This window comes from Saccharothrix sp. ALI-22-I, from assembly GCF_001984175.1.
Classification (GTDB): domain Bacteria; phylum Actinomycetota; class Actinomycetes; order Mycobacteriales; family Pseudonocardiaceae; genus Actinosynnema.
This window is the reverse complement of the sequence record NZ_MTQP01000068.1, coordinates 720534-746796: the sequence shown is the minus strand read 5'-3', so window position 1 is coordinate 746796 and position 26263 is coordinate 720534. Positions and strand designations below refer to the sequence as shown.

The window sequence follows — 26263 nt, the reverse complement described above, 5'->3', positions numbered from 1 at the left end:
TCTCTCCTCGACGTGCCGGTGTCCCACTGTTGCGGTGACCCCCACATCATGGGCCAATCCGGTGAGTTAGCACACCGTCGCTTTGCCGCGAGTTCCGAATCACCCACCCCTGACCTGATCACCCGGAAGAATGCCGCCTCGTGGAGTACCTGTGGATCGCGGGCGCGGTCGTGGTGGTGGTCGCGGCCGTGCTGTTGATCGTCCAGCACCGGCGCAAGGGCAGTTTGCTGGCGCCGACGCTGGCCGGGTCCATCGGCGCGTTCCTGCTGGTCGCTGGCTGGTTGTTCGTGGTAGACCCCGGTGCGCCGAAGGGCGAGGCGATCAAGACCGGCGGCCTGGCGGGCGGTGCGCTGGTGGCGCTGTACGCGCTGTGGCTCAACGACCGGCGGCGGCGCACGGACGAGGATCGGCAGAAGATCGAGGTCGCCCGACAGGTATTGGAGGACGCCCGGGCCGAACACGATCGGTCGCGGGTCGCCGATGAGAGGTTCGCCCGATCGGTGGAACTGCTCGGGCACGAGGCCGAGCAGGTGCGGGTGGGCGCGATGCACGCCCTGGCGGGTCTGGCGCGGTCCCGCGTCGAGTACACCCAGACCGTGCTCGACGTGCTCTGCGCATACCTGCGACGGCCGTTCGAAGCGATGTCGAAGCCGGACGGCAACCGGCAGACCGAGAAGAAGCCGGAGATCAAGGACAAGCGTGAGCTGGAGGTCCGGCTCACCGCCCAGCGGTTGATCGCCGACCTGCTGCCCCACGACGACGCGAAGCCGGCGGAGGGCACCGGGATCCCGCACTACGACCTGGACCTGACCAGGGCGTACCTGGAGTACTTCGACATCTCGCACCGCCAGGTCGGCCGGCTGATCATGCGGGCGGCGTACCTCCAGGAGTCGAACTCCTTCCACCACGCGGTCGTACACGGCGGCGCGTGGTTCACCGACGCGACCAGCCCCGGGCGGCTGTACCTGCACGACGTGGTCTTCCAAGGCAAGGCGTGGTTCAGCCGGTTCAAGTGCCAGGGCAAGGCCGACTACACCGGCACGAGGTTCCTCGGCCCGAACAAGTTCGCCGGGGTGGAGTTCACCGGCTCGGTGACGTTCGAGGGCTGCGAGTTCGCCACCCCGATCGACTTCGAGCACGCCAGGTTCAACGGCGGCGTGAACCTGGCGCTGGGGAAACCCGCCGTCGCGCGCACGCACGCCATGTACGTGTCGCTGGAGCACGAGAACGTCCTGCCCGAGGGCTGGGTGGTGGAAAACCGCGAAGGCGGCATCGGACTGGTCAGGAGCTGACGTGCGCGGACGCGGATTTCTGGCGGTGAGCGTGCTCGCCGCGATCTTGGTGACGGTGGCGACGACGGCGATCCTGCTGCTGGTCGACCCCAAGCAACCCAAGGCCGAGGCGATCAAGACCGGTGGGCTGGCCGGTGGCGCGGTCGTCGCGCTGTACGCGCTGTGGCTCAACGACCGGCGGCGGCGCATCGAAGAGGCGCGGCACGAACTGGAGAGCGAGAAGGTCGCCGACGAGCGGTTCGCGCGGGCGGTCGAGCTGCTGGGCAACGAGGCCGACCAGGTCAGGGTGGGTGCGATGCACGTGCTGGCGGTGCTGGCCGGCACCACGCCGAGGTACAAGCAGACCGTGCTGAGCGTCCTGTGCGCCTACCTGCGGCGGCCGTTCGAGCACGCGTCGATCGGGGAAAAGCCGGAGGACCCGGACCAGGCCTTCTTCGACAAGCCCGAACGAGCGGTGACGCCCGAGGAAGACCGGGAAATGACCGTGCGGATGACCGCGCAGCGGCTCATCACGGACATGCTGCCCTGGGGCGACGACCCGGACGAGATCCAGTACCACCTGGACCTGACCGGGGCGAAACTCGTGCACTTCCGGCTGGAGGGCCGCCGGTTCGGCCGGCTCGTCGCCCGACGGACCCAGTTCTACGGGATCAGCGCGTTCCGCGAGATCGTGCTCAGCAAGCCCGCGCTGTTCTCCGGCGCCACGTTCCACGGCCGGGTGGATCTTCGGGGCGGGCGGCTCAACGGCGGCATCTCGTTCCAGGACACCACGTTCAAGCGTGAGCTCAACGTCACCGGCGCGGTCGTCGGCACGTTCCTGCACGTCGCCCCGAAACCACCGGAATCGCAGATCGGCGAGCTCGAAGTACTGGCCGGAACCGCCTTCCGGATCGACCCGACGGGCTGGCGGCTGACCGGCGACGGACAGGCCCCGGCCCGCCTCGACGACCACGTCCAGCAGGACTGAGCTGTGTTGGATTGCCGCTGCTCCGCAGACGGCGGGCGAGGTCGCCTGGAAGTCGCGACCTCGCGCGGTGGTTGCCACCTCGGCTGGTCACTTCCGGGCACGCCGCGCTGTTCATGCGCAGCGCCCACCAGGTTGGACAACCGGTTGGACAGCTCAATACCGACCGCCCAAGCTGGACACCACACCGCGACCTCGCCCGCGACGCCGGAGGCGGCGCAATCCAACACAGGAGGTATTTCAAAGATGCTGACTCGCCGAATCGGAGGGGTCGAGGTCAGCGCCATCGGCTTGGGCGCGATGCCGATGTCGTTGCAAGGCCGCCCAGACCGCGACCGGTCGATCGAGACGATCCGCGCTGCGCTCGACAAGGGCGTGACCCTGATCGACACGGCGGACGCGTACTCGGCCGACGACAGCGACTTCGGGCACAACGAGGAGCTGATCGCCGAGGCGCTGAAGGGCGTCGACGGCGTCATGGTCGCCACCAAGGGCGGCCACACCCGCACGCCCGGCGGTGGCTGGGCGGTCGACGGGCGGCCGGAGTACCTGAAGGCGGCGTGCGAGGCGTCGTTGCGACGGCTGGGCGTGGACGCGATCGACCTGTACCAGTTCCACCGGCCCGACCCGGCGGTGCCGACCGCCGAGTCGGTCGGCGCGCTGGCCGAGTTGCTGGACGCGGGCAAGATCAAGCTCGCGGGCGTGTCCAACTTCGACCCGGCGCAGATCCGGGAGGCCAACGAGGTCCTCGGCGGGCGGCTGGCGAGCGTGCAGAACCAGTTCTCGCCCGCGTTCCGCTCCAGTGAGCCGGAGCTGGACTTGTGCGCCGAGCTGGACATCGCGTTCCTGCCGTGGAGCCCGCTGGGCGGTATGAGCGCGGCCGGCGAGTTGGGCGAGCGGTTCACCGCGTTCGCCGAGGTCGGTCGGGCGCACGGGGTCAGCCCGCAGCAGGTGTGCCTGGCGTGGATGCTCGCCAAGGCGCCTCAGGTCGTGCCGATCCCCGGTTCGTCACGGCCGGCGAGCATCGCCGACTCGGCCGACGCGGTGCACGTCCAGCTGTCCGAGGAGGAGCTGAAGTGCCTGGATGGGTGACATCTCCCCGGATGCGGTGCGGGACGAACGGCCTGACGATCGATCTAGGCCAGAGGTACCAGCACCGCCGACCGAATGGGGGTGTCAATGGCGACGCACACCCGTCTGCGCACCTTGACCGCTCAACTGGGTGCCCTCACGATCACGATGGCGATCACCCAGGTACCCGTCGCCGAAGCGCTGCCCGAGGGTTCCGCGGACCACCACGCGGGCTCGCAGATCGCGAAGCACGAGGGCTGGGGCAACACCACGCGGCCCCCGCCGTTGTCCGCGCCGCGGTACGACGGGGTCCCAGGCATGGACGTCAGCAGCCATCAGGGTGACGTCGACTGGGGCAAGGCCTGGGCCGACGGCGCGCGGTTCGCCTACGTCAAGGCGACCGAGGGCACCGGGTACCGCAACCCGAAGTTCACCCAGCAGTACAACGGGTCGTATGACGTCGGCATGACCCGCGGCGCCTACCACTTCGCGCTGCCCGACCGTTCGGACGGCACGGCGCAGGCCGACTTCTTCGCGTCCAACGGCGGCGGCTGGTCCCGTGACGGCAAGACCCTGCCCGGCGCGTTGGACATGGAGTACAACCCGTACGGCGACACGTGCTACGGCCTGAGCCAGGCCGCGATGGGCGGGTGGGTGCGGGCGTTCAGCGACCGCCTCTTCACGCGGACCGGCCGGCACCCGACCATCTACACGTCCACGAGCTGGTGGAACCGGTGCGTCGGCGAGGCGGCGCGGTTCGGCGACACGAGCCCGCTGTGGGTGGCGCACTACGCCGACGTGCTCGGCCCCCTGCCGCACGGGTGGGACTACCAGACGATCTGGCAGTGGCGGGCGGCCGGGCTGTTCCCCGGTGACCAGAACCTGTTCAACGGCAACCACGAGCAACTGCTCCGGGTCGCACAGGGCTGATCGATGAACAACTTCACACGCTCCGCAGCAGCCCTCATGACCAGCGCCGGTCTGGCCCTGATCGGCTTGGCCGGCACCGCGCAGGCCGCGCCCGTCGTCGAAGACCACGCCATGGGCTCGCAGATGGCCAAGCACGAAGGCGGCGGGCAGCGCATCGTCATCGACACCGACCCCAGCGCCCAGGCCGTCGTGTACGGCATCGACGTCAGCAGTCACCAAGGCAACGTCGACTGGCCGTACTGGTGGGGTCAGGGCAAGCGGTTCGCCTACGTCAAGGCGACCGAGAGCACCACCTACCGCAACCCGTACTTCGCCCAGCAGTACAACGGGTCCTACAACGTCGGCATGATCCGCGGCGCCTACCACTTCGCGCTGCCCGACCGGTCCGCCGGCGCCACCCAGGCCGACTACTTCGTCAACAACGGCGGCGGCTGGTCGCGGGACGGCAAGACCCTGCCCGGCGCGCTGGACATGGAGTACAACCCGTACGGCTCCACCTGCTACGGCCTGTCCAAGGCGGGCATGAACACGTGGATCAAGGCGTTCAGCGACCGCTACCACGCCCGCACCACCCGCTGGCCGGTCATCTACACGTCCACGAGCTGGTGGAGCCAGTGCGTGAGCGGCGACTTCAGCGCCAACAACCCGGTGTGGGTCGCGCGCTACTCGTCCACCGTCGGCACCCTGCCGCACGCCTGGCCGTACTACACGTTCTGGCAGTACTCGTCGTCGCCCATCGACCAGAACCAGTTCAACGGCGCCTACGACCGACTCCAGGCACTGGCCAACGGCTGACACCCCGTCCGTTGGTAGAAGTGGCCGGCCGGGGCTGAAACACCCCGACCGGCCACCACCACGGACTCAGTCGAACAGCGCCGGGAGAGTGCCCTCCCAGGCCTCACGCAGCTCGGCCAGCGGCAGCTGACCCAGGTCCTGGATCTCCAGCGCGTCGGACTCCGGGTCCACCACGCCGACCTTGCGCCACGGCAGGCCGCGCGCGGTGCACATGTCGGTGAACCGCAGTTCCTCCGTGCGCGGCACGGCCACCAGCACGCGGGCCGTCGACTCGCTGAACAGCTCGGTGAACTTCTCGCCTTCGAGGAACACCCGCGCGCCGACCTCGCCGATCAGGCACGTCTCCACCAGCGCCTGGGCCAGACCGCCCTCGGACAGGTCGTGCGCGGCGGACAGCATGCCGTCGCGCGAACCCGCCACCAGCACCTCGCCCAGCAGCTTCTCGCGGGCCAGGTCCACCTTCGGCGGCAGACCGCCCAGGTGGCCGTGCACGACGTGCGCCCACTCCGAGCCGCCGAACTCCTCGCGCGTCTCGCCGAGCAGCAGCAGCGTCTCGCCGGCCTCCGCGCCGATCCCGGTCGGAACCCGGCGGCGGACGTCGTCGATCACGCCCAGCACGCCCACGACCGGCGTCGGCAGGATCGCGGTGGAACCGGTCTGGTTGTAGAAGCTGACGTTGCCGCCGGTCACCGGGATGCCCAGCTCGACGCAGCCGTCCGCGAGACCCTTCACGGCCTGCTCGAACTGCCACATCACCGCCGGGTCCTCCGGCGAGCCGAAGTTCAGGCAGTTGGTCACCGCGACCGGCGTCGCACCCGTCGTCGCCACGTTCCGGTACGCCTCGGCCAACGCCAACTGCGCGCCCGCGTACGGGTCCAGCTTCGTGTAGCGGCCGTTGCAGTCCGTGGACAGCGCCACGCCCCGGTTGGTCGACTCGTCGATGCGGATCATGCCCGAGTCGGCGGGCTGCGCGAGCACCGTGCCACCGCGCACGTACCGGTCGTACTGCTGGGTGACCCACCGCTTCGACGCCAGGTTCGGCGACGCGGCCATGGTCTTGATCAGCGGCAGCAGCTCGTCGTCCGCGGGCTTGGCCAGCGCGTCCGGGGTGTCGGCCTGGAGCGCGTCCTGGTCGGCCGGGCGCTCGATCGGCCGGTTGTACACCGGGCCCTCGTGCGCGACGGTGCGCGGCGGCACGTCCAGCACGACCTCGTCGTGCCAGGTGATGACCAGCCGGTCGCCCTCGGTGACCTCACCGATCTCGGTGGCGATGACGTCCCACTTCGCGCAGACCGCCATGAACGCGTCCAGGTCCTCCGGCCGCACGACCGCGCACATGCGCTCCTGCGACTCGCTGGACAGGATCTCCGCCGGCGTCATGCCCGACGCGCGCAGCGGCACCCGGTCCAGGTAGACGTGCATGCCGCCGTCACCGGCACTGGCCAGCTCCGACGTCGCGCACGCCAGGCCCGCGCCGCCGAGGTCCTGGATGCCGACCACGATGCGCTCGGCGAACAGCTCCAGGCAGCACTCGATCAGCACCTTCTCGGTGAACGGGTCGCCCACCTGCACGCTCGGCAGCTTCTTGCGCTTGCCCGCGGAGTCGTCGAACGTCTCGCTCGCCAGCACGGACACGCCGCCGATACCGTCCAGGCCGGTACGCGCGCCGAACAGGATGACCTTGTTACCGGTGCCCGAGGCGTGCGCCAAGTGCAGGTCCTCGACCCGCATCGCACCCACGCACAGGGCATTGACCAGCGGGTTTCCCGCGTAGGTCGCGTCGAACACAACCTCGCCGCCGATGTTGGGCAGGCCCAGGCAGTTGCCGTAGCCACCGACGCCGGCCACGATGCCCGGCAGCACGCGGCGGGTGTCCGGCGCGTCGGCCGGCCCGAACCGCAGCGGGTCCATCACGGCCAGCGGGCGTGCGCCCATCGCCAGGATGTCGCGCACGATGCCGCCCACACCCGTCGCCGCGCCCTGGTACGGCTCGACGTACGACGGGTGGTTGTGGCTCTCGGCCTTGAACGTGATCGCCCAGCCGTCACCGATGTCGACCACGCCCGCGTTCTCGCCGATGCCCGCGAGCATCTTCGAGCGCATCTCGTCGGTCGTGGTGTCGCTGAAGTACTTCAGGTGCACCTTGGACGACTTGTAGGAGCAGTGCTCGCTCCACATCACCGAGTACATGGCCAGCTCGGCGTCCGTGGGGCGGCGGCCCAGGATGTCCTTGATGCGGGCGTACTCGTCGTCCTTGAGGCCCAGCTCCTTGTAGGGCTGGTCCTGGTCGGGCGTGCTCTCCGCGTTCTTGACGGTGTCGGTTTTGACCATTTCGGCGTTCACGCCGTCACCACCGCGTCGACTAGGGACAGGAACATGCCGAGACCGTCATCGGTCGGTCCGGTGAGGGCGTCGATGGCGTGCTCGGGGTGCGGCATCAGGCCGACGATCCGGCCGTTGGCGCTGGTGATGCCCGCGATGTCGTTGCGCGAGCCGTTCGGGTTCTCGCCGACGTAGCGGAACACGACCCGACCCTCGCCTTCGAGCTCGTCCAAGGTGGACTGGTCGGCCTGGTAGCCACCCTCACCGGACTTGAGCGGGACGAGGATCTCCGCGCCCTGGTCGTACCGGCTGGTCCAGGCGGTCGCGTTGTTCTCGACCTTCAACCACTGGTCGCGGCACACGAAGTGCAGCTTGTGGTTGCGGATCAGCGCGCCGGGCAGCAGGTGGGCCTCGCACAGGATCTGGAAGCCGTTGCAGATGCCGAGGACCGGCATGCCCTTGCGCGCCGCGTCGATCACTTCCTGCATGACCGGGGCGAACCGGGCGATCGCGCCGCAGCGCAGGTAGTCGCCGTAGGAGAACCCACCGGGCACGATGACCGCGTCGACGTCCTTCAGGTCGTGGTCGGCGTGCCAGAGCTTGACCGCTTCCCCACCCGCGTACTGGACCGCGCGGGCCGCGTCGACGTCGTCCAGCGTGCCGGGGAACGTGATGACCCCGACCCTCATGCCTCTACCCGCCTCACGACCCAGTCCTCGATCACCGGGTTGGCGAGGAAGGTCTCGGCGATCTTCGCGAGCGTGGCGTCGTCGACATCGTCGGCGACCTCCAGCTCGAAGTGCTTGCCCTGGCGGACACTGGTGATTCCGTCGAACCCGAGACGGGGCAGCGCGTTGGCCACCGCCTGTCCCTGCGGGTCGAGGATTTCGGGCTTCGGCATGACGTCGACGACGACTCGGGCCACGACAGGCTGCTCCAAGCTAGGAGGACTGCGGTACTCAGAGAGCCTACCTGACCTGGGTGTTCATCAACTTCCCAGGTGGCGGGCAGCACACGTTCACCTAGTACCACCCGATCGAGACAAGGTCATTTCGACCGGTTCCTGATAACCTGAACTCGCCAAGGCCCCGTAGGCCGAGGAAGTGAGCGCGGCACCCGTCCGGACGGTCGGCGACCGTGCTCGCGCCACTTCTTGAGCAAGTCAGGCGTTCGCTGTGGGCGGACGCGGTGGCGGGCCGGTGCTTGGGCACGCAGTGTGGGGATCATGCGCATCCTGGTGCTTGGTGGCACGGTGTTCCTCAGCAAGGCGACGGCCGTTGAGGCAGTGCGGCGCGGGCACGAGGTGGTGTGCGCTGCACGTGGGGAGTCCGGTCAGGTTCCCGAGGGGGCACAGCACGTCGCGGTCGACCGGAACGTCGGGCTCGGGCCGTTGGAGGGCTCGCACTTCGACGCGGTCGTGGACGTGGCGAAGATGTCGGTGACCTGGGTCCGCCAGGCGCTGAGATCGGTGACCACCGACCACTGGACGTTCGTCTCCAGCTGCTCCGTCTACGCCGACCACTCCACGCCCGGCACCACGGCCACCCTCGACCCGCTGGAGGACGACCCCGACGCGCCGCCGTCGCCCGACCGGTACGGCGCGGTCAAGGTGGCCAGTGAGAACGCCGTCCTCGACGCCGTCGGCGACCGGGCCTTCATCCTCCGCGCCGGCCTCATCACCGGCCCCGGCGATCCGAGCGACCGGTTCGGTTACTGGCCCAACCGGCTGTCCCAGGGCGGCCGGGTCGCGGTCCCCGACGCGACCGACCAGCCCGCCCAGCACATCGACGTGCGCGATCTCGCCGCCTGGATCGTGGACGCCGCCGAGCAGCGCACCACCGGCACCTACGACGCCATCGGCCCGGCCAACCCGCTGTTCATGGTCCTCGGCGAGATCGCGGGCGCGGTGGCGCCGCAGGGCACCGAGTTGGTCCGCATCCCCGAGCCCGTCCTCCAGCAGCACGAGGTCGCGCCGTGGGTGGGGCCGCGTTCCCTGCCGCTGTGGCTGCCGTCGACCCACCGGTCGATGATGTTCCGCGACGCCGGCCCCGCGCTCGCCGCCGGGCTCCGGGTCCGCCCCACCTCCGACACGGCACTGGACTCGCTGGAGTACGAACGCGGTCTCGGTCTGGACCGCACCCGGCGCGCGGGCCTGCCGCCGGAGGTCGAGGACGCGCTGCTGAACGCCGTGGGCTGAGCAGCGGAAAGCGAACCGGAGTAGAACGGGTCGAAGCGGAGAGGAGGCCCCACCCCATGCTGATCGTCCACTTCGGACACTCGTGCCTGCTGGTCGACACCGGCGCCGCGCGCCTGCTGTTCGACCCCGGCACGTTCTCGTCGGACTTCGAGCAGGTAGACGGCCTGGACGCGATCCTGATCACGCACGAGCACCGCGACCACGTCGACCCCGGGAAACTGCCCGGCCTGCGCGCGACCAACCCCGGCGCACGCCTGATCGCCCCGTTCGACCTCGACGGCGCGGAGATCGTCAAGCCGGGCGACGCGCTGGAGTTCAACGACACCGTCGTCAACGTCATCGACGCGCCGCACGAGGTGATCCACTCGACGATCGAACTACCGGTGAACGTCGGCTACCTGGTCGACCACGGCGCGTTCTACCACCCCGGCGACTCGCTGACCGTGCCCGAACAACGCGTCGACATCCTCGGCCTGCCCACCGCCGCACCGTGGATGAAGGTCTCCGACGCGGCGGACTTCCTGGCCAAGGTCGGCCCGCGCAAGGCGGTGCCGATCCACGAGGCGATCCTGGCGCAGACCGAGATCTTCTACCGCGTCCTGGTCGGCACCGCGCCCGAAGGCGTGGAAGTCGTCGTGCTGCCCCGGGGTGAGGCGGTCGAGCTGTAGGTCATCGGCGACGCGCCGTGGTGCAAGGCCAGGTCAACGGCCTCCAGCAGCACTTCACGCGGCCCGAGTCGGTCCAGCGACGCGGCGTCCACCCCGATCCGCACCAACCCGCCGCGTCGAGCCGCACGTCCGGTGCCGAGCAGGTAGCTCCAGTGCTCGCTGAGCATCCGCACCCGCCCGGTCCGCACCTCGCCGGTGCGCAGGTCCCGCACGCCCGCCATGTCCGCGCACACCGCGAACCGGTGCCGCTTCAACGCGACCACCGTGCCCGGTGACGCCAGCCAACCGGGCGGCGCGAACAGGTCGGTGGTCAGCCCCAACCGTGCCAACGCGGTCCGTGCGGCGACCAGCCGCAGGCCGGCTTCGTGCGCGGGCAGCGCGGAGAACTCGGCCCGCCGGCGCAGCGACACCGCCCGGTGCGTCGGGTCCGGCTGGTGGTCGAAACCGTGCAGGACCAGCGCGTCACCGGCGGCCACGCGGGTGCGCACCCAGTTCAGCGCCTCACCGGGCACGGCTTTGCGCGGCGCGAGGAGCAGTGACAGCGGCACCCGCCGCCGGTCCAGTTCGTCGGCGAGGTCGGCGCACCGGGCGAGCGTGCTCGGCCCGATGCCGGACAGCGAAACCACGAGGTCGGCGACCATGCCACCCAGTGCGCACCACCGGCGTGTCGCCCGCTCTAAGACCAGGTGACGCCCGGATGGGGATCGCGCGAACTATTCCGGGCTCGGCCAGTCCGCGAACGACCGCCCGGTGATCCGCTCGTAGGCGTCCACGTACCGGGCCCGGGTGGCGGCCACCACGTCGTCCGGCAGCGGTGGGGGCGGGGTGTTGGACGCTCGGTCCCAACCGGAGGCCTCCGAGGTCAGCCAGTCGCGCACGTACTGCTTGTCGAACGACGGCTGCACGCGCCCCGGCTCGTACCCGTCCAGCGGCCAGTACCGCGACGAGTCCGGCGTCAGCACCTCGTCACCGAGCACCAGCGCCCCGGACCGGTCCAGCCCGAACTCGAACTTCGTGTCGGCCAGGATCACGCCACGCGATCGGGCGAATTCGCGCGCCGCCCCGTACACCTCCAGCGTGACGTCCCGCAGCCGACCGGCCAGCGTCGCGCCCACCTGCGCCTCGACGACGGCGAACGACACGTTCTCGTCGTGCGCGCCGATCTCGGCCTTCGTCGCCGGGGTGAAGATCGGCGGCGTCAGCTCGGAGGCCTCCACCAGCCCCGCCGGCAGCTCCACGCCGCACACCGACCCGGTCTGCCGGTACTCCGCCATGCCCGACCCGGTCAGGTAGCCGCGCGCCACGCACTCGACCTGGACCATCTCCAGCCGCCGCACCAGCAGCGCCCGGCCGCGCACCTCGGCGGGGATGCGCGGGTCGTCCCACGCCACCAGGTGGTTGGGCACCAGGTCCGCGAACTTCTCGAACCAGAACACGCTCATCGCGGTGAGCACCCGACCCTTGTCGGGAATCCCGGTGGCCAGCACGTGGTCGAAGGCGGAGATCCGGTCGGACGCCACGAACAGCAGCAGGTCGTCGTCCACCTCGTGGATCTGACGGACCTTGCCTGCGGCGACCTGCCGGTAGTCAGCGAGCTTGGGCACGGCCCGAAGCCTACTTGTCCGAACGTTGTGGGCCGTCCTTCCCACCTGCGGCAAGATTCGTGCCATGCGCGCACCCGGACTGATACTCGCCGTGACCGCCGTCCTCGCTGTCGCCTGCGCCCCCGCGGACCAGACCGCACAGCCGACCAACCAGGTGGACGGCGTGGCCTGCACGAAGGACCAGCTGGCCACGCTCACCCCGGGCAAGATCACGTTCGGTACGGACCAGCCGGTGTACGAGCCGTGGTTCGTGGACGACGACCCGACCAACGGCAAGGGGTTCGAGTCGGCCGTCGCCTACGCGCTCGCCGAGGAACTCGGCTACGCCAAGAGCGACGTGGTGTGGACGCGGGTGCCGTTCAACGCGGCCATCCAGCCCGGCCAGAAGACCTACGACATGGACCTGAACGAGTTCTCCATCACCGAGGAGCGCAAGCAGGCCGTCGACTTCTCCGCGCCGTACTACGACGTGGACCAGGCCGTGATCACGCTGAAGTCGTCCAAGGCCGCCTCGGTGAAGACGCTGGCGGAGCTGAAGGCGGTCAAGATCGGCGCCCAGGTCGGCACCACCAGCTTCGAGGCCGCCCAGCGCCTGCAGCCGGAGCAGGACGTCGCGGTCTACAACACCAACGACGACGCCAAGGCCGCGCTGCGCGCCGGCCAGATCGACGCGCTCGTGGTGGACCTGCCGACCGCGTTCTACATCACCTCCGCCGAACTGGAGGACGGCCTGATCGTCGGCCAGATCCCGTCGGGCGACGGCAAGCCCGAGCAGTTCGGCATCGTGCTCGACAAGGGCAGCGCGCTCACCGCGTGCGTCTCGACGGCGGTGGAGAACCTGCGCGCCGACGGCACGCTGGCCCGGATCGAGCAGGAATGGCTGTCGTCCGCGGGCACCGCACCCGAGCTGAAGTGACGAGCGAGCTGCAGCGGGAGCGCTTGGCCTACAAGCGTTCCCGTTCGCGGCGGTCCACCCTGGTCGCCCTGCTGTCGACCGCCGTGTTCGCCGTCGCCGTCGGGGTCACCATCGCCCGCGCGCCCGGTTGGCCGCGGGTGCGGCAGTCGTTCTTCAACGTGGAGATCGCGTGGCGCTCGCTGCCCGCGATCCTGGAAGGGCTCTGGCTGAACCTGCGCGTGCTGGTGGTGTGCGGCGCGCTGATCCTGGTGCTGGCGCTGGGTGTGGCGACGCTGCGCACCCTGCGCAGCCCGGTGTGGTTCCCGCTGCGCGCGCTGGCCACGGTGTACGTGGACCTGTTCCGCGGCCTGCCGTTGATCATCCTGCTGTACCTGGTCGGGTTCGGCCTGCCCGCGTTGCGGCTGACCGGCGTGCCCAACGACTTCGTCGTGCTCGGCGGCGTGGCGTTGGTTCTCGCGTACACCGCGTACGTGGCCGAGGTGTTCCGCGCCGGGATTGAATCGATTCACCCGTCACAGGTCGCGGCGGCCCGGTCGCTGGGCCTGGGCCCGCGCCAGACCATGCGGCTGGTGGTGCTGCCGCAGGCCGTGCGGCGGGTCATGCCCGCGCTGCTCAACGACTTCGTCGCGCTGCAGAAGGACTGCGGGCTGATCTCCGTGCTGGGCGCGGTGGACGCGGTGCGCGCGGCGCAGATCGAGCAGGCACGGTCGTTCAACTTCACCCCGTACGTGGTGGCGGGGTTGCTGTTCGTGCTGCTCGCGGTGCCCACGGCGCGGTTCGCCGACGCGTTGGGCCGACGGGTGGAACGCCGTCAGGGGGGACGATGACCGAACCGGTGCTCAGCGTGCGCGGTGTGGTGAAGCGCTACGGGGGCAACACGGTGCTGGACGGGGTCAGCCTCGACGTGCGTGAGCACGAGGTGGTCACCGTGATCGGGTCGTCGGGGTCGGGCAAGTCGACCCTGCTGCGGTGCGTGAACCTGCTGGAGGAGTTGGACGACGGCCAGGTGCTGCTCGACGGCGTGGACGTGTCCGACCCGCGGGTGAACGCCGACCTGGCCCGACGTGGCATGGGCATCGTGTTCCAGGCGTTCAACCTGTTCCCGCACATGAGCGTGCTGGACAACGTCACCCTCGCGCCCCGCGTGGTGCACGCCGTGCCGCGGGGCGAGGCCGAGCGGAACGCCCTCGACCTGCTCGAACGGGTCGGGCTCGCGGACCGGGCGGGCAGCTACCCCGAGCAGCTGTCCGGTGGGCAGCAGCAACGGGTGGCGATCGCCCGCGCGCTGGCCTACTCGCCGCGGTTGCTGCTGCTGGACGAGATCACCAGCGCGTTGGACCCGGAGCTCGTCGGCGAGGTGCTGGCGCTGGTCAGGGAGCTGGCGGAGGCGGGCCGGACGATCCTGATGGCGACCCACGAGATGGGGTTCGCACGGCAGGTGGCGGACCGGGTGGTGTTCCTCGACGGCGGTCGGCTGGTCGAGTCCGGACCACCCGATCAGGTGCTCGGCGAGCCGGTGCACCCGCGCACCCGGCAGTTCCTCCGGAGGATCATCGACGCAGGCCGCCTTTAGGCCGCTCGGGAGACGCCACTTGGGGTATCGGACGAGTGACCCCTAGTCTGCTGGGCGTGGGCCATCGGAAGGCATTTGTGGCACCTGTCGCGGCGAGCGGCGGGCTGTTCCTGCTGCTGCTCGTGGGTGCGTGTGGCAAGCCGTCGGCGAGCCCGGAGCCCGTGGTGCTCCCGACGACCTCCAGTTCAGCGCCGGTGACCTCGATCCCGGCGGTGGCCAACATCTCGGTACGGCCGGTGGCCACCACCCCGCCGCCGCCTCCGCCGCCCGTGGCGGAGACCACCGAGCCGCCTCCGCCGCCTCCGGTGCAGGCCCAGCCGCTGCCGGCACCCAAGCCGACGTTCGAGCCGCCGCCGCCCCAGCCCCGGTGGGACGAGGTGGCGCTGGAGGGCTTCCCGTGCGACCAGGAGGGCGACACGGCGGTCGACCCGACAGGTCGGGAGCTGGTGTGCACACCGACCCGCCGGGGCAGACTGGCCTGGGCCGGGGACTAGAGGATCGGTTCGGGCACGTAGCCGGCCGCGGCGGGGAACTTCGCCAGCACGTCCTCGACCTGCCGCACCACGTCCGCGACCTGGTGTTCGGCCACGCCGGTGAACGACAGCCGGTCGGCCAGCAGCCCGTCCAGCGCGGCGCGGTCCAACGGCAGCCGGCCGTCGACCGCGAGACGGTCGAGCAGGTCGTTCCCGGCCAGGCCCTGCTCGCGCATGGCCAGCGCGACCGCGACGGCGTTCTCCTTGATGGCCTCGTGCGCGGTCTCCCGGCCGACGCCCGCCCGGATCGCCGCCATCAGCACCTTCGTGGTGGCCAGGAACGGCAGGTAGCGGTCCAGCTCACGACCGACGACCGCCGGGTAGGCGCCGAACTCGTCCAGCACCGTGAGGAACGTCTCCAGCAGCCCGTCGAACGCGAAGAACGCGTCCGGCAGCGCGACCCGGCGCACCACCGAGCACGACACGTCACCCTCGTTCCACTGGTCGCCCGCCAGCTCGCCGACCATGGACAGGTAGCCGCGCAGGATGACCGCGAACCCGTTGACCCGCTCGCACGACCGGGTGTTCATCTTGTGCGGCATCGCGCTGGAGCCGACCTGACCGGCCTTGAAGCCCTCGGTGACCAGCTCGTGGCCCGCCATCAGCCGGATCGTCTTGGCCAGCGACGACGGTCCCGCGGCCAGCTGCACCAGGGTGGAGACGACGTCGAAGTCCAGCGACCGCGGGTAGACCTGGCCGACGCTGGTCAGCACCTTCTCGAAGCCGAGGTGGCCCGCGACGGTCCGTTCGAGCTCCACCAGCTTGTCCCGGTCGCCGCCGAGCAGGTCGAGCATGTCCTGGGCGGTGCCGACCGGGCCTTTGATGCCGCGCAGCGGGTAGCGGGTGATCAGCTCGTCCAGCCGCTGGAACGCGATCAGCACCTCGTCCGCGGCGGACGCGAAGCGCTTGCCCAGCGTGGTGGCCTGGGCGGCGACGTTGTGCGAGCGGCCCGCCATGACCAGGTCGGTGTGCTCGGCGGCGCGCTGCGCGAGGCGGCCGAGGACGGCGGCCGTCTTGCCCCGCACGTGCTCCAGGGAGCGCAGGATCTGCAACTGCTCGACGTTCTCGGTGAGGTCGCGCGAGGTCATGCCCTTGTGCACGTGCTCGTGGCCGGCGAGCGCGTTGAACTCCTCGATGCGCGCCTTCACGTCGTGCCGGGTGACCCGCTCGCGTTCGGCGATGGACGCCAGGTCGACCTGGTCGACCACCCGCTCGTAGTCCGCGACGGCCTCGGCGGGCACGTCGATGCCGAGGTCGGCCTGCGCCCGCAGCACGGCGAGCCACAGCTGCCGCTCCAGCACGATCTTGTGCTCGGCGGACCACAACGTGGCCAGCTCGGTGGAGGCGTAGCGACCGGCGAGGACATTGGCGATGCGGGGCTTGACCGTCACGTGACCAGCATATTTCGCTCGGGCGAAAGACCGGACGGCGGGGAGTGTCACCACATGGTCAGCTTCGGGTCCGTGGCCAGCCGCACCAACTGGTCGGTGGTCACGGCCACGTCGGCCCGCAGCACGCCCGTCATCGGGTCGTAGTTGTAGGCGCTGACCTCCACCACGGACCCGTCGGCGCGGAAGTGCGCCACCCGGTACGTCATCATCGCCACTCCCGGGTTGGTGACCGTGGCGAACTCCAGGTGGCTGCCGTCGTCCTGGCGCACGGGCTCGTCGCACTTCGCCACGGCGCAGAACTGGTCACGGGTCACCTGCTGCGCCGGCGCGTTGAGCTCCACCACCGCCTCGCTGGGGCCCACCCCGTCGACGAAGCGCACGATCGCGACGAGGTGCGCCGCCTGGTCCTGGCCGAGCACGTCGGCGAAATCGATCTCCACGACCTTCGCGCCCGGCACGACGTCGACGAACTGCTTGGTCAGGACCTCGGAGAGCACTGTCCTGACGCCGGCCGGGACCGTGGTGGGGCGCGTCTCCTTGAGCAAGGACGGCGGCTCCATCGTGGCCGGCTGCTGGGAGGGGGACGGGGACGCCGTGATCGTCAACACCGGCGCCTGCCCCACGTCGATCCCCGGCCGCTGGTCGAACACCCCCGGCAGGGACAGCACCGTCCCGGTGAGGGCGAGCGTCGCCACCGCCACCGCGACCAGGGCACGACGGCGTTTGCGCACGTGCTCGGCCCGCTGGATCAGCTCCTCGGCGTCGAAGTTCAGCGGCGGCTCGTCACCGATCGCGGCCCGCAACCCCTCCCGCAGGTCTGCCTCGCTCATGACGCCACCACCGCCCCTCGCTCCAGTTCTTCGACCGCCGCGCGCAACGCCACGAGCCCGCGTGCGGTCTGGCTCTTGACCGTGCCCTCGGTGCACCCCATGGCGACCGCGACCTCGCTCACCGGCAGGTCCTCGAAGTACCGCAGCACGAGCACGGCCCGCTGCCGCGGCGGCACGCGCAGCAGCCCCGCGTGCACCAGGTCGCGCGCCCACAGCCGCTCGCCCGAACGTTCCGGGTCGGCGGCCGAGTCCGCCACGTCGGGCACCTCGCCGTCGCGCTGCTCCACCCGCCGCCAGGGTCTGCGCTTCTCGTCCAGCCACGTGCGCAGCAGCACCTTGCGGGCGTACCCGGACGCGTTGTCCCGCCACTCGATCCGGTGCCACGCCTGGTACAGCTTGAGCAGGCTGGCCTGCATCAGGTCCTCGGCCATGTGCCAGTCGCCGCAGAACAGGTACGCCGTGCGCCGCAACGAAGCGGCATGGCTCACCGCGAACTCACGGAAGCCCTGCTCTTCGGCCTTGCGCATGTGCGATCCCCTTTCGCGCCCCCATTCCTTCCAACGCGATCAGGGGTCAGCGAGGTTGCATCGACTTCTGCAGCATCCGGCGTGCCGCCGCGCGCGGGTCGGGGCTGATCTCGATCAGCGCGTTGACCACGGCGCCGTCCACCAGGGCGATCAGCTCCTCGACGCGTTCCCGGGTGACCGGCTGACCGGCCCGGGTGAAGATGTCGAAGAGCAGGGAGTGCAGCTCGCCCGACATCCTCCGCATCAACGGCCGCAGGTAGGGCCGCCGGCCGGTCGCGACCAGGCGTTCGTAGCGCAGCAGCACGGCCTCCGCGTCACCGTCGCCGGGCGGGCCGAGCAGCAGGTCGAGCACGAGCTCGATGAACGCGTCGCCGCCGCACTCGCGCGGGTCCAGCTCGTCCAGCCGGGCCTTGCCGTAGGCCAGCTCGGCGTTGCCGTGGAACTCCAGGGCGGCGGTGACCAGCTCGTCCAGCGAGTCGAAGTAGTACGTGGTGGAGGCCAGCGGCAGGCCCGCGCGCTCGGCGACGGCACGGTGCCGGATCGCGTCGAACCCGCCGTCGGCCAACAGGCCCGCGGCGGCTTCGACCAGCGCCTGGCGCCGGCGTTCGCCCTTCGGCGTTGCGGCTGTCATTGCAGGAAAGGTACTAGTGCCCGCCACCGGTCACGTCGAGGCGGGCACCGCGTTCAGAGCCGCGCCGCGAGCCGTTGCGCCATCGACGCCAGCTCACCCGAGAACGGCGCCACCGACGAGCCCTCCTCCGGTCGGCTGAGCAAGTACAGCTCATCGCCGGCGGGGGTCTTCGCGGTCTGGTACTGCACGTTCGACTCCGGCACCAGCGTGCCGGGCGGCGCGATCACGGCCGACACCGTGCCGAAGATGGCGCCGTCACGCACCGGGTAACTCGCGCCACGTGAGCCGATCGGGCAGTCGGCCGCGGCGGGCGCGGCCTGGAAGGTGTTGGCGACCGAGAGCTCGTCGGCGAGGGCGACGGCGAGCTCCCGGTCCACCTCAACGCACCCGCGTTGGGCGCTGCCGACCGACGGGCGGTCGGCACTCCCCGATGGCTCGTCCCCCTGCGTAGACGGGTCGTCGGGGATGCTCTTGGGCGGTATTCCACCGCTGCGGTCCGGTGATGCGTCCTTCGGGATCAGCTCCGGCTGACCGGCGCTGAATGGGGTGACGTTAAGGGACGAACCGTCCTCAGCGGAACCCGCCACGGCGGTATCGCTGGTCGAGTTCTCCAGCAGGCCGCTCGTGACGGCCACTCCACCGAAGACGAGCACGAGGGCCAACGTGGAGCCGAGCGCGATCGCCGACCGCCGTCGCGCGGTCACCCGCGCCGACGCCGACCGCACGCCCGCCACGTCGAAGGACGGGGGCGGCGCGTCACGGGCCGCGTCGCGGAACAGCTCAGCGAGCTTCTGCTCGTCCACCTACCTCCTCCTCCCGCTCACGACGCCGGCCGCAAGTCTTCGATGGTGTCGCCCAACGCCTCGCGCAGGGCTTCCAGACCCCTGGAGGTCTGGCTCTTCACGGTTCCCTCGGAACACCCCAACGCCTCGGCGGTCGCCGCCACGTCCAGGCCCTCCAGGAACCTCAGCACGAGCACCGCCCGCTGCCGTGGGGGTACCCGCCGCAAGCCCGCGACCAGTGCCTCGCGCGTCGCCACCGAGTCCGCGATCTCACCGTCACCCGAGGGCGTCTCCGGGACCTCGTCCACGAAGCGCTCCCGCCGCCACGGCCGGCGCGACTCGTCGATCACCGCGCGCACCAGCGTCCGGCGGACGTAGGCGTCCAGGGCCTGCTTGTCCCGGACCTTGCGCCACCTGCGGTGCAACGCGACGAACGCGGTCTGCGCGAAATCGTCCGCCCGGTGCCAGTCACCACAGAGCAGGAACGCCGTTCGGCGCACGGCCTCCCGGCGAGCCACGAAGTACTCCGCGAACTCCTGCTCGTCGTGCTGATCCACGCGGACTCTCTCCGCTCGTCGTGCTTGCACCTACCGGACGGAATCGGTGGCGCACACGGTTGCACGCCGGTTGTCCGAGACTTGCGTCACCCCCCATCGTGGTACCGCCCGCACGACTGGGTCAGGGCTTGCCCGGTGTGATGTGATCCATTCGTGACCCTGCTCTCACCGCTCGACTTCCGCTCCGACACCGTCACCCGGCCGGACGAGGCCATGAGACTGGCGATGGCCGGCGCCGAGGTCGCCGACGACGTGCTCGACCACGACCCCACGATGCGGTTGCTCGAAGAGCGCGTCGCGGACCTGTTGGGCGTGGAGGCGGCGTTGTGGGTGCCGTCGGGGTCGATGGGCAACCTGATCGCGTTGACCGTGCACCTGCGGCCCGGTGACCAGTTCCTGGCGCCGCGCGGGGCGCACGTGCTGGACAACGAACTGGGGACGGCCGCGTGGATCGCGGGCGGGATGCCTCACCCGTTGGAGTGCGACGCGGGGCCCGGACGGGTGTCACCCGATGCGGTGCGTGCGGCGGCGGGTGCCGCCGGGCCGTACTACACGCTGCGCACGACGCTCTTGTGCCTCGAAAACACCCACAACGCGGCGGGTGGGGCGGTGACGCAGCCCGATGAGCACGCCTTGCTGGTGTCGGCGGCGCGGGAAACCGGGCTGCGGGTGCACCTGGACGGCGCGCGGTTGTGGAACGCGTCCGTGGCGTTGGGCCTGCCGCCCGCGGCTCTGACGGTCGGGGTGGACACCGTGCAGGTGTGCCTGTCCAAGGGGCTCGGCGCGCCGGTGGGGTCGATCGTGGCCGGGACTTCGTCGTTCGTGACCGAGGCGCGGCGGGTGCGCAAGATGCTCGGCGGCGGTGTCCGGCAGGGCGGCGTGCTGGCCGCCGCGGGGCTGGTCGGGCTGGGGCGCATCGACGACCTGGCGCAGGACCACGCGAACGCCCGCGCGTTGGCGCACGGCCTGGCGGAGCTGGACTGGCAGGTGGACGAGCCGGAGACGAACATCGTGCTGGCCGGCGTGCCGGACCTGGAGGTGACGTTGACCGGGCTGCGGCACCTGGGCGTGTTCGCCGGGCCGATGGCGGGCAAGATCCGGTTCGTGCTGCACCGCGACCTGGGCGCCGACGACGTGGCCGAGGCGCTGCGCCGGATCGGGTCGGCGAGCTGACCCGGTCCGGGGGTGCTCAGGTCTCGGTCGCGGTCTTGGTCGCGGTCTTGGTCGCGCGCAGCTCCTCACGCAGTTCGGCCAGCTCCGCCCGGACCAGGCGGAGTTCGGCCAGCGTGCTCTGCTCGGCCTCGGCCACCGATTCCTCGACCCCGCTGAGCCGGCTGACCAGCCAGGAGGCGATCGTGCCGGTGATGACACCGAGCAGGGCGATGCCGCCGATCATGAGCAGTGCGGCGACAAGGCGCCCCTCCCAGGTGACGGGGTAGCGGTCGCCGTAACCGACGGTGGAGATGGTGGTGAGCGTCCACCAGACGGCATCGCCGAATGTGGTGATGGTGGCGTCCGGGTGATGGCGTTCCGCGTCCAGCACGGCCAGCGAGGCGGACAGGCCGACCACGGCGGTGACCCCTGCGGCGTAGATGCCGACGCGTTCCCGGAACCTGTCCTCGAACCGGCGGTTGAGCAGTTTGAAGACGGTGATCAGCCGCAGCACGCGCAGTTGGCGGACCATCGGCAGCAGCACCGTGAGCAGGTCGAACAGGTGGCTGACGAAGAACTTCCGCTTGTCCACGGCGAGTTTGAGGCGGGCGGCGTAGTCCAGCGCGAAGACCAGCCAGGTCAGCCAGAGGACGATCTCCAGCACGACGTGCAGGCCGGGGGTGGAGCGGTCGTCGAGGACCTGCCAGGCGTAGGCCACCAGGAAGAGGATGGCGAGGCCGGTCAGCGGCCACTCGACGCGTCGCTCCCATTGGGCGAGGCGGCGTTCATCGGTCTCGAACACCGACCCATGGTGCGGCTCGGGTCGGTGTTTTGCCAGCTCCGGGTACAACTTCACCTGCCGGCGCTGTCAGGGGCCCTTGATGCCCTTCGGGCGCTTGCCGCTCTTGATCGCGCCGTACGCGGCGGTGCCGAGGAACAGCACGCCACCGATGATCGCGAGCCAGAAGACGCCTTCGATGACGGCGCCGAGCACGGTGATCACGAGCCAGGCCGCGAGCAGCCACAGGATTATTCGGACCATGCCACACGAACGAGTGGCATGGTCCATCAGTTCCCCACCAGCCCATGATCGGGAGTACAAATGTCATCATGATGACGACAACCAAGGACCGAGCCGCCGCAACGCCTCCTCGATGTCGTGGGCGGCCCCGGCGAAGGACATCCGGATGAACTCGTGCCCGCGCACGGGGTCGAAGTCGATGCCCGGCACGATCGCGACCCCCGTGTCGTCCAGGAGGCGGCGGCAGAAGTCCATCGAGTCGTCGGTGAGGTGCGAGACGTCGGCGTAGGTGTAGAAGGCGCCGTCGGCGGGGGCCACCTTGTCGATGCCGAGATCGGCCAGGCCCTTGAGCAGCACGTCCCGGTTGAGGCGGTACCCCTCGACCAGGCGCTCGGTCTGCGCGTACGACTCCGGCTCGAACGCCGCGACGGCCGCGTACTGGGCCAGGGCGGGCGGGCAGAGCGTGAAGTTGCCCGTCAACCGGTCCACCGCCCGGCGCAGGTCGGGCGGCAGCACCATCCACCCCAACCGCCAGCCGGTCATGGCGAACGCCTTGGAGAAGGAGTTGACCACGATGGATTCCCGGGAGGTCTGCCACGCGCAAGCGAGCGGCGTGCCGTAGCTGATGCCGTGGTAGATCTCGTCACTGACCAACCGGACGCCGTGCGCACCGCACCAGCCCGCCACCGCGGCCAACTCGTCCGGCTTGAGCACCGTTCCCGTCGGATTGGCCGGACTGGCCACCACCAGCCCGTCCAGCGGCCCGGCGTCGTCCAACATCGCCACCGTCGGCTGGAACCGCGTCTCCGGCCCGCACGGCAACTCGACCACCTCACACCCCAACGCCCGCAGGATGTTGCGGTAGGCGGGGTAGCCGGGCCGCGCCAACGCGACCCGGTCACCGGCCTCGAAGGAAGCGAGGAACGCCAACAGGAAGGCACCGGACGACCCGGTCGTCACCACCACGTCGTCGGCCGAGATCTCAAGCCCGTACTGCCGGAAGTAGTGCCCGGCCAGGGCCTCCCGCAGCTCCACAATCCCCAACTGCTCGGTGTAGCCCAGCGTCCGCTCGCGCAGGGCGCGTTGAGCGGCCTCCAGCACGGGCGTGGGCGCCGGACTGGACGGCTGCCCGGCCGCCAACGACACCACGTCCCCCACCGTCCGCTGCCGCCGCGCCGCGGCGGACAACACCTCCATCACGTGGAAAGGAGGCACATCCGCACGACTGGCGACACTGAGCATGCAGGTCAGGCTAATAGACCGGGCCCGGCCGACAACCACCGTGAACCGGCGCTGACCACCAACTACCGTTCGACCACATGCATCGAAGCCGTGTCTACGCACTGCTGATCGACACGCCCCGGGAGGAGGCGGCCCAGGCAGCGGCCTTCTGGTCCGCGGCCCTCGGCGCCCCCGCGCGTCCGGTGCCGTCGGAAGAGCAGTTCACCAACCTGCACGAGGCCCTGCCGGGTCTGGTCACCGCCGTCCAGGCGGTCGACGACACGCCTCGCTTCCACCTCGACATCGAGACCGACGATGTCGAAGCCGAAACCGCGAGACTGCTCGGCCTCGGCGCGACGCAGGTGGCGCGGTGGTTGGAGTGCCGGGTGCTCCGCGCCCCCGGAGGGCACCTGATGTGCGTCCTACCCGTGCACAGCGACCCGGACCTCTTCACCGCCCAGGCGAACACCTGGCCGTGACAAGACCTCGAAACCACTAGCACCCTTGGCAGCCGCCATCGCCTCCGGCAGCGGAATCCGTCTGCGAACCGCGTAATCACACCCCGGCTCCCAGCCGGCTATCCGAGGAATTCGTCCAGCAGTGCGGTGACCCTCGCCCGCAGCACGCCGGCATCGGTCAGGCCGTGGAAGTCGACCACGTCCGCCGCCCGCCTCCGGCGCCCGCTCTGGTCGATCGCGGCCGCGCCGAACTGGCCGCGCAACTCCGGCCCGCCGACCCGGCCGTCCGGCAGTTCCGGCAGCAGCCGCACCAACGCGGTGGCGAGGTCGACCTCCACCTCCCGCACGGTGAGCAGGTCCCGGGTCAGCACGGCCAACAACGAGCCCGTGCCGGTGGCAGCGGCCAATGCCCGCACCGCGGATCTGCCGATGCCCAGCCGCAGGTCCGCCGACCGCGGCGGGTAGGCGATGAGCTTGAACGCCGCACCCAGCCACGGGTCGAGTTCGCCGCCGCGGGCCACCCCCTGTGCGGTCAGGTGGCTCCACGGCGCCGGTTCGTCCTGGACGTGCAGGACGATCGGCATGGCGCCGAGGTCGAGGTGTTCCCAGGCGGTGCGGAACGCGGTCGCGGTGAGAGTCGCATTGGTCACCAGACGTCACTCCCGAATGACGGCGGGCATTACTCCGGCCCCCAGGCCCGCCACCGGAACTGACGCCGTGGCGGACGATCGGGTTCCGTTCGGCCCGGGGAACTCAGACCTCTTGCAACAACTCCCACACGCAGCCGGCGAGGCGGGCGTTGTCGATCGGCGTGATGGTGCTCCAGTTCCGACCGTCGGAACTGGGCCGGACCTGGTGCAGGTAACGGCCGGACGGCGTGTCGTGCCACGCGACCACGCGACCGGCCCGCACCGGCGGCCCACCGCGTTGGGCACGTTCGACCCCGAACTGGCCGCGAGTGCTCATCCCGTCGCACATGCCCGCCAGCTCCTGTGCCTCGTGCAACGGCAACCCGTGCCGCTCCAACGCGAGGACCAGCTTCTCCGCGTCCCGCCCGGCCTCGTCGGACGCCGCGCGCAGCAGGTCGTTCGGCAGGCTGATGGACCGCCCGTACCCGGCGGGCATCTCACCGGCGACCGACACAGCCGCCTCGGCCAGCGCACTGGCGCGCGACTCGATCAGCCACACCTCCTCGCCGTCCACCACGGCGAGGATGCCCTCGTCACCGGCCGCCGCCGCAAGACCCTTGATCTTGCGGCGGTCGACCCAGATCCAGAGGTCGATCGACACCTGCGGGTTGGCCAGCAGCGCGAACGCATCGGCCAACTCGGGCGTCAACCGCCGGTTCCCCGCCAACCCGCGCTCGGCCAACGACTGCCAAGCCTGCTCGACGAACACAGCCCGCTCGGTGTGCGTGATGCCCGGACTCGGCACGTCCAACGCGACGTTGCGCCTGGCGAGCCGCTCACCTTCCCACGCCACGTCGAACTCCAGCGTGGAAAGGACAACCGTGCCGCTCACTTCACTTCTTCTCGGGCTCGTCGCCGATGACCGACTGCACGACCATCCGCTCGTCACCGAAGACGTCATCGGAGTCCACGCCGTACTTGCGGACGTGCTCGCCGTCCTCCTCGCCAGGACCACCCTTGGCGGTCGCCGCAGGCTGCAACATCGAGTTACCCGCCCCACCTCGACCCGCAGCCGCACCCGCCGCACCACGACCGGCCACCCGCTCGTCGGGGTCAATGGCACCGATCGTCGCCGAGACACCGGGCTTCCCGGTCAGCGCACCCGGAACACCGGGCACACCACCCTTGCCGGCACCGCCGCCGCCACCACCCGTGCCCTTACCACCGGCCGCCCCCTCAGGCACCTTGCCACCGCCCGGCACAGCCGTAGACGGATTACGCACCACCCGAGCACCACGAGCAGCACCGGCCGCCAGCCCCAACGCCGCCCCGCCGGCCAACCCGAGCCCAAGCCCCAACCCCAGGTTCGACCCACCGGTCTTCCCCAACGCCGCGGGCGGCACCACCGGCGAGACACTCGGCGTCGGACCAGGCAACTGCCCCGTCGACCCACCCGGCAACTGGCCAGGCAACTGACCGGGCAACTGCGGCGGCAACCCAACCGACCCACCAGGCACCTGACCGGGCGAGCCACCGGGCAACCCACCAGGCACACCACCGGTGATCCCCGGCACGCCCCCACCGGGCTGCGCCACCTGCGCGACCGGCGTGCTGACACTGGAAGCCGTGGTCACCTCGAACTGCGGAGGCTTGTTCATACCCTGGTACTGGTTCAGCGCATCCCGACTGGCGTCCGTGTACTGATCCAACCCGCGAATGGCCTGATCGCGCGCAGCCTGGGTCTGTTTGACCTCTTTGGCGTGATCGGTCTCGTACCCGAAGAACCCAACGACGTCGTCCCCGAAATTGGTTTCCGTATCACCGCGCAACTTGTGCGGCTCCGGCATCCCGTTCCGGGTCTGGCTGTAGCTAGCGCCCTGCACCGCCGTGGCCTGGGAGTTCTGCTGGGCGGCTTCGGTCCCGGAGGTCGCCACGTCAGCCGACACGGTGACCGCCTGCCCCGCGTTGTCCCCCGCCGCGCCCTGCCAATCGATACCGAGCTTCTTCAGCTCGGTCCGCAGAGTCTCGTCCACATCGTCGAGAGTTGCCGCCAATTCACGCAGCGCATGTGAGGCGTCGCTGAACTTCTGAGCGGCATCGGATGTCGAGAACTGCTGAACAAGGTTGGCGAGCGCCTGGTTGTCGTAGCCCTCGAACCTGAAGTCGGGAATGTCTCGGTGCCCGGTCATGACGTCCCCC

General features: G+C 70.4%; 30 protein-coding genes. 13 read left to right on the top strand and 17 right to left on the bottom strand.

The window, feature by feature from the left end:
- The first annotated feature begins 140 nt into the window (after positions 1–140).
- The 5 genes from ALI22I_RS40295 to ALI22I_RS40275 all read left to right on the top strand — a co-directional run bounded on the left by ALI22I_RS40295 (position 141) and on the right by ALI22I_RS40275 (position 5052).
- Entirely contained in the window at positions 141–1292 is a 1152-nt protein-coding gene (locus tag ALI22I_RS40295; protein ID WP_077010812.1) for a pentapeptide repeat-containing protein, read from the top strand.
- A 1-nt stretch (position 1293) separates the two neighbouring features.
- A complete protein-coding gene (locus ALI22I_RS40290) occupies positions 1294–2259 on the top strand; it encodes a pentapeptide repeat-containing protein (protein WP_077010811.1) in 966 nt (321 codons plus the stop codon).
- A gap of 243 nt (positions 2260–2502) precedes the next feature.
- Positions 2503–3348 carry an aldo/keto reductase gene (locus tag ALI22I_RS40285; RefSeq protein ID WP_077010810.1) on the top strand — a complete coding sequence of 282 codons (846 nt, stop codon included), beginning with the start codon at positions 2503–2505 and terminating at the stop codon, positions 3346–3348.
- Between the two features lie 87 nt (positions 3349–3435).
- Positions 3436–4257: a lysozyme gene (locus ALI22I_RS40280; protein ID WP_077010809.1), complete on the top strand. Its 822-nt coding sequence runs from the start codon at positions 3436–3438 to the stop codon at positions 4255–4257.
- A 36-nt stretch (positions 4258–4293) separates the two neighbouring features.
- Complete coding sequence (locus ALI22I_RS40275) at positions 4294–5052, top strand: lysozyme (RefSeq protein WP_443217005.1); 759 nt, start codon at positions 4294–4296, stop codon at positions 5050–5052.
- 66 nt (positions 5053–5118) lie between these two features.
- On the opposite strand, the gene purL is transcribed toward ALI22I_RS40275, so the two are convergent.
- Genes purL through purS form a run of 3 tightly spaced genes read right to left on the bottom strand, consistent with a single transcriptional unit; the run spans position 5119 to position 8299 of the window.
- The gene (gene purL / locus ALI22I_RS40270) at positions 5119–7383 is read right to left on the bottom strand and encodes a phosphoribosylformylglycinamidine synthase subunit PurL (protein WP_077011188.1); all 2265 of its coding nucleotides are present in this window, start codon (positions 7381–7383) and stop codon (positions 5119–5121) included.
- Positions 7384–7391: 8 nt separating this feature from the next.
- Positions 7392–8063: a phosphoribosylformylglycinamidine synthase subunit PurQ gene (gene purQ / locus ALI22I_RS40265; RefSeq protein WP_077010808.1), complete on the bottom strand. Its 672-nt coding sequence runs from the start codon at positions 8061–8063 to the stop codon at positions 7392–7394.
- Positions 8060–8299 (bottom strand): phosphoribosylformylglycinamidine synthase subunit PurS, encoded by a 240-nt coding sequence (gene purS, locus ALI22I_RS40260; RefSeq protein ID WP_033428368.1) that lies wholly within the window; start codon positions 8297–8299, stop codon positions 8060–8062. Before purS ends, purQ begins: the two co-directional genes overlap by 4 nt.
- Positions 8300–8599: 300 nt before the next feature.
- Between purS and ALI22I_RS40255 the strand changes: the two genes are divergently transcribed.
- Positions 8600–9571 carry an NAD-dependent epimerase/dehydratase family protein gene (locus ALI22I_RS40255; protein WP_077011187.1) on the top strand — a complete coding sequence of 324 codons (972 nt, stop codon included), beginning with the start codon at positions 8600–8602 and terminating at the stop codon, positions 9569–9571.
- 56 nt (positions 9572–9627) lie between these two features.
- Positions 9628–10239, top strand: a complete 612-nt coding sequence (locus ALI22I_RS40250; protein ID WP_077010807.1) for an MBL fold metallo-hydrolase — start codon at positions 9628–9630, stop codon at positions 10237–10239.
- Here the strand turns inward: ALI22I_RS40250 and ALI22I_RS40245 are convergent.
- Positions 10161–10880: a DUF2334 domain-containing protein gene (locus ALI22I_RS40245; protein ID WP_077010806.1), complete on the bottom strand. Its 720-nt coding sequence runs from the start codon at positions 10878–10880 to the stop codon at positions 10161–10163. The two genes, ALI22I_RS40250 and ALI22I_RS40245, sit on opposite strands and share 79 nt — an antisense overlap.
- A 72-nt stretch (positions 10881–10952) precedes the next feature.
- Positions 10953–11843, bottom strand: a complete 891-nt coding sequence (locus ALI22I_RS40240) for a phosphoribosylaminoimidazolesuccinocarboxamide synthase (RefSeq protein ID WP_077010805.1) — start codon at positions 11841–11843, stop codon at positions 10953–10955.
- Between the two features lie 64 nt (positions 11844–11907).
- Between ALI22I_RS40240 and ALI22I_RS40235 the strand changes: the two genes are divergently transcribed.
- Genes ALI22I_RS40235 through ALI22I_RS40220 form a run of 4 tightly spaced genes read left to right on the top strand, consistent with a single transcriptional unit; the run spans position 11908 to position 14826 of the window.
- Complete coding sequence (locus ALI22I_RS40235; protein ID WP_077010804.1) at positions 11908–12759, top strand: ABC transporter substrate-binding protein; 852 nt, start codon at positions 11908–11910, stop codon at positions 12757–12759.
- Positions 12756–13586, top strand: a complete 831-nt coding sequence (locus ALI22I_RS40230; RefSeq protein ID WP_238598790.1) for an amino acid ABC transporter permease — start codon at positions 12756–12758, stop codon at positions 13584–13586. Before ALI22I_RS40235 ends, ALI22I_RS40230 begins: the two co-directional genes overlap by 4 nt.
- The gene (locus ALI22I_RS40225; protein ID WP_077010802.1) at positions 13583–14332 is read left to right on the top strand and encodes an amino acid ABC transporter ATP-binding protein; all 750 of its coding nucleotides are present in this window, start codon (positions 13583–13585) and stop codon (positions 14330–14332) included. The genes ALI22I_RS40230 and ALI22I_RS40225 overlap by 4 nt, the downstream gene beginning before the upstream one ends.
- 56 nt (positions 14333–14388) lie before the next feature.
- Positions 14389–14826 (top strand): hypothetical protein, encoded by a 438-nt coding sequence (locus tag ALI22I_RS40220; RefSeq protein ID WP_179118518.1) that lies wholly within the window; start codon positions 14389–14391, stop codon positions 14824–14826.
- On the opposite strand, the gene purB is transcribed toward ALI22I_RS40220, so the two are convergent.
- From purB to ALI22I_RS40190, 6 genes are read right to left on the bottom strand one after another with little or no spacing between them, the layout of a single operon-like run.
- The gene (purB, locus tag ALI22I_RS40215; protein ID WP_077010800.1) at positions 14823–16256 is read right to left on the bottom strand and encodes an adenylosuccinate lyase; all 1434 of its coding nucleotides are present in this window, start codon (positions 16254–16256) and stop codon (positions 14823–14825) included. The genes ALI22I_RS40220 and purB overlap by 4 nt on opposite strands.
- A gap of 47 nt (positions 16257–16303) precedes the next feature.
- Positions 16304–17086, bottom strand: a complete 783-nt coding sequence (locus tag ALI22I_RS40210; protein ID WP_077010799.1) for a hypothetical protein — start codon at positions 17084–17086, stop codon at positions 16304–16306.
- On the bottom strand, positions 17083–17613 hold the full coding sequence (locus ALI22I_RS40205) for an RNA polymerase sigma factor (RefSeq protein WP_077010798.1): 531 nt from the start codon (positions 17611–17613) through the stop codon (positions 17083–17085). Before ALI22I_RS40205 ends, ALI22I_RS40210 begins: the two co-directional genes overlap by 4 nt.
- 46 nt (positions 17614–17659) lie before the next feature.
- Positions 17660–18244, bottom strand: a complete 585-nt coding sequence (locus ALI22I_RS40200) for a TetR/AcrR family transcriptional regulator (protein ID WP_077010797.1) — start codon at positions 18242–18244, stop codon at positions 17660–17662.
- Between the two features lie 53 nt (positions 18245–18297).
- The gene (locus ALI22I_RS40195) at positions 18298–19047 is read right to left on the bottom strand and encodes a hypothetical protein (protein ID WP_077010796.1); all 750 of its coding nucleotides are present in this window, start codon (positions 19045–19047) and stop codon (positions 18298–18300) included.
- Between the two features lie 17 nt (positions 19048–19064).
- A complete protein-coding gene (locus ALI22I_RS40190) occupies positions 19065–19583 on the bottom strand; it encodes a SigE family RNA polymerase sigma factor (RefSeq protein WP_077010795.1) in 519 nt (172 codons plus the stop codon).
- 153 nt (positions 19584–19736) lie between these two features.
- Here ALI22I_RS40190 and ALI22I_RS40185 point away from each other — a divergent pair, with 153 nt between their 5' ends.
- Positions 19737–20756, top strand: coding sequence for a threonine aldolase family protein (locus tag ALI22I_RS40185; RefSeq protein WP_077010794.1), 1020 nt, complete (start codon positions 19737–19739; stop codon positions 20754–20756).
- A gap of 16 nt (positions 20757–20772) precedes the next feature.
- Here ALI22I_RS40185 and ALI22I_RS40180 read toward each other — a convergent pair whose 3' ends face one another.
- The 3 genes from ALI22I_RS40180 to ALI22I_RS40175 form a co-directional block, all read right to left on the bottom strand.
- Positions 20773–21537, bottom strand: a complete 765-nt coding sequence (locus ALI22I_RS40180) for a potassium channel family protein (protein WP_077011186.1) — start codon at positions 21535–21537, stop codon at positions 20773–20775.
- A gap of 66 nt (positions 21538–21603) precedes the next feature.
- The gene (locus ALI22I_RS51575) at positions 21604–21777 is read right to left on the bottom strand and encodes a hypothetical protein (protein ID WP_179118517.1); all 174 of its coding nucleotides are present in this window, start codon (positions 21775–21777) and stop codon (positions 21604–21606) included.
- 66 nt (positions 21778–21843) lie between these two features.
- Positions 21844–22998 (bottom strand): pyridoxal phosphate-dependent aminotransferase, encoded by a 1155-nt coding sequence (locus ALI22I_RS40175; RefSeq protein ID WP_077010793.1) that lies wholly within the window; start codon positions 22996–22998, stop codon positions 21844–21846.
- Between the two features lie 77 nt (positions 22999–23075).
- On the opposite strand from ALI22I_RS40175, the gene ALI22I_RS40170 reads away from it, so the two are divergent.
- Complete coding sequence (locus tag ALI22I_RS40170; RefSeq protein ID WP_077010792.1) at positions 23076–23456, top strand: VOC family protein; 381 nt, start codon at positions 23076–23078, stop codon at positions 23454–23456.
- 98 nt (positions 23457–23554) lie between these two features.
- Here the strand turns inward: ALI22I_RS40170 and ALI22I_RS40165 are convergent, their stop codons facing one another.
- From ALI22I_RS40165 to ALI22I_RS40155, 3 genes are all read right to left on the bottom strand, one after another.
- On the bottom strand, positions 23555–24085 hold the full coding sequence (locus tag ALI22I_RS40165; protein WP_077010791.1) for an ESX secretion-associated protein EspG: 531 nt from the start codon (positions 24083–24085) through the stop codon (positions 23555–23557).
- Between the two features lie 103 nt (positions 24086–24188).
- The gene (locus ALI22I_RS40160; protein WP_077010790.1) at positions 24189–24956 is read right to left on the bottom strand and encodes an ESX secretion-associated protein EspG; all 768 of its coding nucleotides are present in this window, start codon (positions 24954–24956) and stop codon (positions 24189–24191) included.
- A gap of 1 nt (position 24957) precedes the next feature.
- Complete coding sequence (locus ALI22I_RS40155; RefSeq protein ID WP_077010789.1) at positions 24958–26253, bottom strand: PPE domain-containing protein; 1296 nt, start codon at positions 26251–26253, stop codon at positions 24958–24960.
- Positions 26254–26263: the final 10 nt, after the last annotated feature.

What these genes read in the sequence shown, in the direction of transcription:
- ALI22I_RS40285 (WP_077010810.1), top strand. Translation starts at nt 2,503, where the DNA reads ATGCTGACTCGCCGAATCGGAGGGGTCGAGGTCAGCGCCATCGGCTTG.
- ALI22I_RS40280 (WP_077010809.1), top strand. Translation starts at nt 3,436, where the DNA reads ATGGCGACGCACACCCGTCTGCGCACCTTGACCGCTCAACTGGGTGCC.
- ALI22I_RS40275 (WP_443217005.1), top strand. Translation starts at nt 4,294, where the DNA reads ATGACCAGCGCCGGTCTGGCCCTGATCGGCTTGGCCGGCACCGCGCAG.
- purL (WP_077011188.1), bottom strand. Translation starts at nt 7,383, where the DNA reads ATGGTCAAAACCGACACCGTCAAGAACGCGGAGAGCACGCCCGACCAG.
- purQ (WP_077010808.1), bottom strand. Translation starts at nt 8,063, where the DNA reads ATGAGGGTCGGGGTCATCACGTTCCCCGGCACGCTGGACGACGTCGAC.
- ALI22I_RS40255 (WP_077011187.1), top strand. Translation starts at nt 8,600, where the DNA reads ATGCGCATCCTGGTGCTTGGTGGCACGGTGTTCCTCAGCAAGGCGACG.
- ALI22I_RS40250 (WP_077010807.1), top strand. Translation starts at nt 9,628, where the DNA reads ATGCTGATCGTCCACTTCGGACACTCGTGCCTGCTGGTCGACACCGGC.
- ALI22I_RS40245 (WP_077010806.1), bottom strand. Translation starts at nt 10,880, where the DNA reads ATGGTCGCCGACCTCGTGGTTTCGCTGTCCGGCATCGGGCCGAGCACG.
- ALI22I_RS40235 (WP_077010804.1), top strand. Translation starts at nt 11,908, where the DNA reads ATGCGCGCACCCGGACTGATACTCGCCGTGACCGCCGTCCTCGCTGTC.
- ALI22I_RS40225 (WP_077010802.1), top strand. Translation starts at nt 13,583, where the DNA reads ATGACCGAACCGGTGCTCAGCGTGCGCGGTGTGGTGAAGCGCTACGGG.
- ALI22I_RS40210 (WP_077010799.1), bottom strand. Translation starts at nt 17,086, where the DNA reads ATGAGCGAGGCAGACCTGCGGGAGGGGTTGCGGGCCGCGATCGGTGAC.
- ALI22I_RS40205 (WP_077010798.1), bottom strand. Translation starts at nt 17,613, where the DNA reads ATGCGCAAGGCCGAAGAGCAGGGCTTCCGTGAGTTCGCGGTGAGCCAT.
- ALI22I_RS40200 (WP_077010797.1), bottom strand. Translation starts at nt 18,244, where the DNA reads ATGACAGCCGCAACGCCGAAGGGCGAACGCCGGCGCCAGGCGCTGGTC.
- ALI22I_RS51575 (WP_179118517.1), bottom strand. Translation starts at nt 21,777, where the DNA reads ATGGTCCGAATAATCCTGTGGCTGCTCGCGGCCTGGCTCGTGATCACC.
- ALI22I_RS40175 (WP_077010793.1), bottom strand. Translation starts at nt 22,998, where the DNA reads ATGCTCAGTGTCGCCAGTCGTGCGGATGTGCCTCCTTTCCACGTGATG.
- ALI22I_RS40170 (WP_077010792.1), top strand. Translation starts at nt 23,076, where the DNA reads ATGCATCGAAGCCGTGTCTACGCACTGCTGATCGACACGCCCCGGGAG.
- ALI22I_RS40155 (WP_077010789.1), bottom strand. Translation starts at nt 26,253, where the DNA reads ATGACCGGGCACCGAGACATTCCCGACTTCAGGTTCGAGGGCTACGAC.